3 protein-coding genes and 1 pseudogene are annotated in these 4,979 nt (G+C 41.9%); 3 read left to right on the forward strand and 1 reads right to left on the reverse strand.

Annotation, left to right across the window (positions count from 1 at the left end):
* Positions 1-224 (forward strand): transposase family protein (locus BU200_RS09970; RefSeq protein WP_142237021.1); only part of this gene is annotated, 224 nt, incomplete at its 5' end.
* Positions 196-3,483, forward strand: a complete 3,288-nt coding sequence (locus BU200_RS09975; RefSeq protein ID WP_083609406.1) for a GH85 family endohexosaminidase C-terminal domain-containing protein — start codon at positions 196-198, stop codon at positions 3,481-3,483. The genes BU200_RS09970 and BU200_RS09975, both read left to right, overlap by 29 nt.
* Positions 3,484-4,438: 955 nt before the next feature.
* On the opposite strand, the gene BU200_RS09980 is transcribed toward BU200_RS09975, so the two are convergent.
* The gene (locus BU200_RS09980) at positions 4,439-4,792 is read right to left on the reverse strand and encodes a hypothetical protein (protein WP_075099989.1); all 354 of its coding nucleotides are present in this window, start codon (positions 4,790-4,792) and stop codon (positions 4,439-4,441) included.
* Between the two features lie 38 nt (positions 4,793-4,830).
* Between BU200_RS09980 and BU200_RS11330 the strand changes: the two are divergent.
* Positions 4,831-4,979: pseudogene (locus BU200_RS11330) on the forward strand (IS5/IS1182 family transposase); the annotation flags it as partial.

Consider the following 4,979-nt stretch of genomic DNA (forward strand, 5'->3'; position numbering starts at 1 on the left):
ATGAAAATAGCTTTATTCCAGCTAAGAACTCAAAACATCACAGATTGACGGAAGAGGAAAAGCAACTAAATCGTGAGATGGCAGCGATTCGTATCCAAATTGAGCATTTCAATGCGAAGTTTAAGACGTTTCAAATCATGAAACAAGACTATCGTGGTCGGAGAAAACGTTTTGAAATACGTGCTGAGTTAATTTGTGGGATTATTAATTTTGAAACCAAGTAGTTACCGAACAAGTCTAGTGAACGAATACAACAAATCTTTTGTCACCCCTAATAGTAACGGAACCGTTCCCGCTGATGAATTTTTTGCCAATTTTAACTGGAGTACAGAAACGAATAATAAGAGTGTCGAAACCATGAATCAGTTAGGACGCAGTCCTTTTGATGTCTACGCTGGTTTTGAACTACAAGCTCGGTCGTACAATACTGCCATCCGGCGCCAACAACTCCTAGATGCGAACGGAAAACCAAAGCTTTCTATCGGACTTTATACTCCCGATTCTATTCTGGGACTTTCCACCAGAGCCGAAGACTATCACCAAAATGAAAATATCTTCTGGACAGGTCATCAGGGAGACCCAACCCTAGCTAATGATTCCCATCCCATTTGGTCTGGAATGGCTCGCTTTGTCGCAGACAAGACTGTTCTGACAGGCTCTAACTTTCACACTTCGTTCAATACTGGGCATGGAAAAAAATGGTTCAAGGATGGTGTCAGCTCCCGTGATAAAGAGTGGAACTACCGTTCATTAGCAGGAGTTCTTCCAACTTGGCGTTGGTGGATCCGTTCAAATAAGCAAGCGCTAGCAGCTCAATATGATTTTGAAGACGCTTATAATGGCGGGAACTCTCTAGCATTTTCAGGCAATCTTGATGCCGATAGCCAGCAAGACATCATGCTCTATGCTAGTAATTTAAGTATCACCCCAACTAGTACACTAAGCGTTAGCCACAAGGGCGGAAAAGGCGCAAAAATCCAGATCGGACTTAGCACAGATAGGGACTACAACGAAAACTCCTTCCATTACGTTGACCTAAGCCCAGAATCTGATTGGAGCACAGCCAGCTTTAACCTCTCTTCACTTGCCAATCAAAAAGTGTACGCTATCAAACTAAGAATCCAAAATCAAGGAGAGCTACCGAACTTCCAATTTAATCTCGGTCAGCTTAGCATTGCAGCTCACCAAAACGCTCCGCTGGCACCAACAGGAGGTCAAGTGCTTGATAAACGCTTGGCGCACGCCCAGCTAGCAGAAGCCATCATTCATGTCGACAAGGTAGAAGAGGCAGATTACTATGAAGTCTACCAGCAATACGGTGACCAATGGCAGTTCGTCACAGGATCTTCTAATCCGACAATCTACCTCTCTCAAATCACTCGACCAAAAGAAGCGAGTGGAACAAGCCAAGCGCTGAAAATCATCGCAGTTGGCAAAAATGGAGTTCGCTCTGCTGACTTTCTCCTTCCATTTGAATGGGGCATGACAACCGCTGATACAACCAGTCCAAGACCAGCAGCAGAAAATGTTGTCCTAGGAGCGCAGGTCATTGGCTCATCAGAACCTCAATCTGACGGTAGTGAGGGACTTAATAGTATGCTCAATGGTACGATTACCAGCAATTCAGATAAATGGTCTTCTCTTTCTCCATCTGCTACGGTTGATATTCGCTTAACCCAACCTCGAACCATCAAGCGCTGGGTCATGGATCACGCGGGAGCTGGAGGAGAATCCGTTAATGATGGCTTGATGAATACAAAAGACTTTGATCTATACTATAAGGATAGTGCTGGCAATTGGAAACTTGCCCACTCTGTTCGGAATAATATCGCTCATGTGACTGATATAGAGCTAGCTACTCCTACCACTGCTCAAGATTGGCGACTACATGTCATTACTTCTGATAACGGAACGCCTTGGCGCGCAATCCGAATCTATAACTGGAAGATGTATGAAAGCCTAGACAGTGAGTCTGAAAACCTTCCAATGAGTAGCGCTCACGCTACCGCCTTACCGAACCAACATGTACAGGTAGCCTTTGATCATGTCCCTGCTGGTGTAACCATCACACTTTACAAAGATAACACTGCACAACAAGTCTTAGCGGAAGCTACGGCGAGCCAAGATGGACCTTTGACCTTCCCGGCGATCAAAGACAGCGCAATCGGCTCTCTCATCTATTATCGAGCTCAAAGTCCAAATAAGGATATTAGTAATATTCTGGCAATTCCATACAAGGCAAATGATAAAACGATTCAAGACATCCAATATCAAGCTTTTCCAAAGACAGTTTATCGTCAAGGGGAGGCACTGGATGTAAATGGTGGTAGTCTACAAGTTCATTATACAGATCAGAGTAGCCAAATCTTCCAGCTCACCCACCCTGCAATCCGTATCCTAGGGCATAAACCTCAAGAAGTTGGAAAACAGGCTCTATCCCTCAACTTCCTAGATCAACACCTAGAAGTAGCACAATATATCTTTGTTAGCGATCAACCTATGGACAAGCGCGAGCTACTTGATGTCTCCTTAAACCGACAACCAAAGACTAGCTACTACATTCACCAGCCACTTGATCTGCGCAAGGGAGAATTACTCCTGACCTATACGGATGGGTACAGCCAAAAACTAGCTCTGACCGAACCGGGCGTTCAAGTAGAAGGCTACAATCCGAATCAGACAGGACGACAACTCCTGACCATTCATTATGGGAATCATCAGCTATCATTAGAAGTAACGGTCAATCAAGAAGAAGTCAATACACAATATTTGGAGCAAAAGCTCTCTGAAATTGCGGAATTATTGAAAACACCACGCTTCCTCAATGCCACTACTGCGAGCCAAGAGAAACTGACCAAGCTAATCCAAGCCTCCCATCAACTTCTCGCTGATGAGACAAAGACCAATCAGCTACTGAATGAACAAGTCAAACTCTTGGATCAGGCGGTCCTAGAACTAACTCCAAATCCAACAGACAAGCCGGAAGAGGTCAATACACAAGAGTTGGAGCAAAAGCTCTCTGAAATCGCAGCATTATTAAAAACACCACGCTTCCTCAAGGCTACTACTGCAAGTCAAGAGAAACTAATCAAGCTAATCCAAGCCTCCCATCAACTTCTCGCTGATGAGGCAAAGACTAACCAGTTACTGAGCCAACAAGTCAAACTCTTGGATCGGGCAGTCCTAGAACTAAGTCCAACAGTAGAACCAAAGGTTCCACAAAGTCTTGACAAGAAAGAGCTAAATCCTAAACAAACTTTCAAACAAAAAGTTCTCGGACAACCACATATCGATCAAGATAAGGATAAAGGTAAGCATCCAGAGAAGCAAGCCCTAATCCAGAAAGCAGAACTTCCTCTCAACAAGAGACCAGCTGATAGCCTTCCTAACACAGGTTCTGTTACCTCCCCCCTCGCCTTTCTTGCCACTGCTATTTTAAGCGGTCTCGCTCTTATCCGTAGTAGCAAGAAACGCCATAAATAAGATTCGAGCGTGAAGCTCTCTCAAAGTGATTATATTAAAAAAGGTAATGAGGAAATCTCCCCATCGGAGACTTCCTCATTACCTTTTTACGAACCATCTTGACCATTTTATAGTCGCTCGTAAGCGTCCAATAACGAGGTATCTAGTAATCCTCTCCTTCCTCCAGTATACTGTTATAGTCATTTAGTTTATCTTTTATTACTTCGTTAACTCGTCTTGTATAATTGAACTTGGGCTACGAGCTGTGCAAAAAAGAGCGATAATTGTTTCAGTTTTAGCTGATGATGGTTCTTTAGGAAATAGGCTGAAAACCTCCACTGGAGCTTTTCACTCGTCAGATTTCCTAAATGGGGTATGCCTTTGCTCGCTTCAACAGTCTAGAAAGACTGTTGAAGGTTGGAGATAAAACGAGTGAAACTCGTGTCAAATGCTCTCGTATCTTGGGTAATTGAACACGCCCTAAACTCTGTGCGAAAAAGATAAATCTTCCTAGAGTCTAATGACTCTTCGTTAGATTTCCTATTTTCGCTTTGAGTTTTTAACGGGCTTTGTATCTTGAAATTGAACTCGGACTAAAAGCTCAGAAAATAGATAAACATTCCTAGAAGCTACGCTTCTTCGTAATATTTCCTAATTTTCGGTCGCTTTTTTGACATCCTCGTATCTTAAGTTGTACCATTGAGAAAAGTTACACTTTTCTTATCTATCACTTGTCTAGTTATCAACTAGACAACTACCTGCGACTTTTAACGAAAACTTTGTTTTCTTCATTTCCCACCTCCCCCAGTCTCTCCCCAGACTGGAGGAGTTAGTACTAAAAGTAAACTGAACAACTATATTATGAAAAACTGGGCGTCCCTAGTGATAAGGAACAGCACCACAAGAAACACTTTTGGAGCTCTTAGTAGCATCTAAGAGCTTGTTAGCATAGGGAATAATCAAAATTGATTCTAAATTAACTAAAATCTTCATAAAGATTAAGTTCCCAAATACTACTATCAATAATTTCTAGTTTCACTTTGATAATAGACGAACTTTTTTCTAACGCTTCAAAAGTTATAGGATTAGTTGCTGATACTAGTATCAAGCTATTCAAATCACATAAATTTTTTGATAGGTCCCAAAGTTCCGTCCAACTTATGTTATAACCTCTTTCAGACTCCAAAACTAAATTTTCAAATTCTGGCATACTCATTCCTTTTGGAGCAACTCCTATTGCTTCAATTTCAAATATATACCAATCAAAATCATTATCAGGAATCTTAGAAAGTAAATCTGACAAAGTAACTTTTTGAATTGGGTTATGCATTAGACTTGTTCGGTAACCAAATGTGATATACTATTTGTATGGAAACAATGTATGAAAAAGCTCAAAAACTCAGTTCAGAGAACTTCAAACTTCTCATAGGTGTTCAAAAAGAGACCTTTCAAGAAATGCTTACCTGTCTCAATGTAGCTTACCAACGTCAACATCGTCAAGGAGGTCGTCCACGCAA

The organism is Streptococcus acidominimus, from assembly GCF_001921825.1.
GTDB classification, from domain to species: domain Bacteria; phylum Bacillota; class Bacilli; order Lactobacillales; family Streptococcaceae; genus Streptococcus; species Streptococcus acidominimus.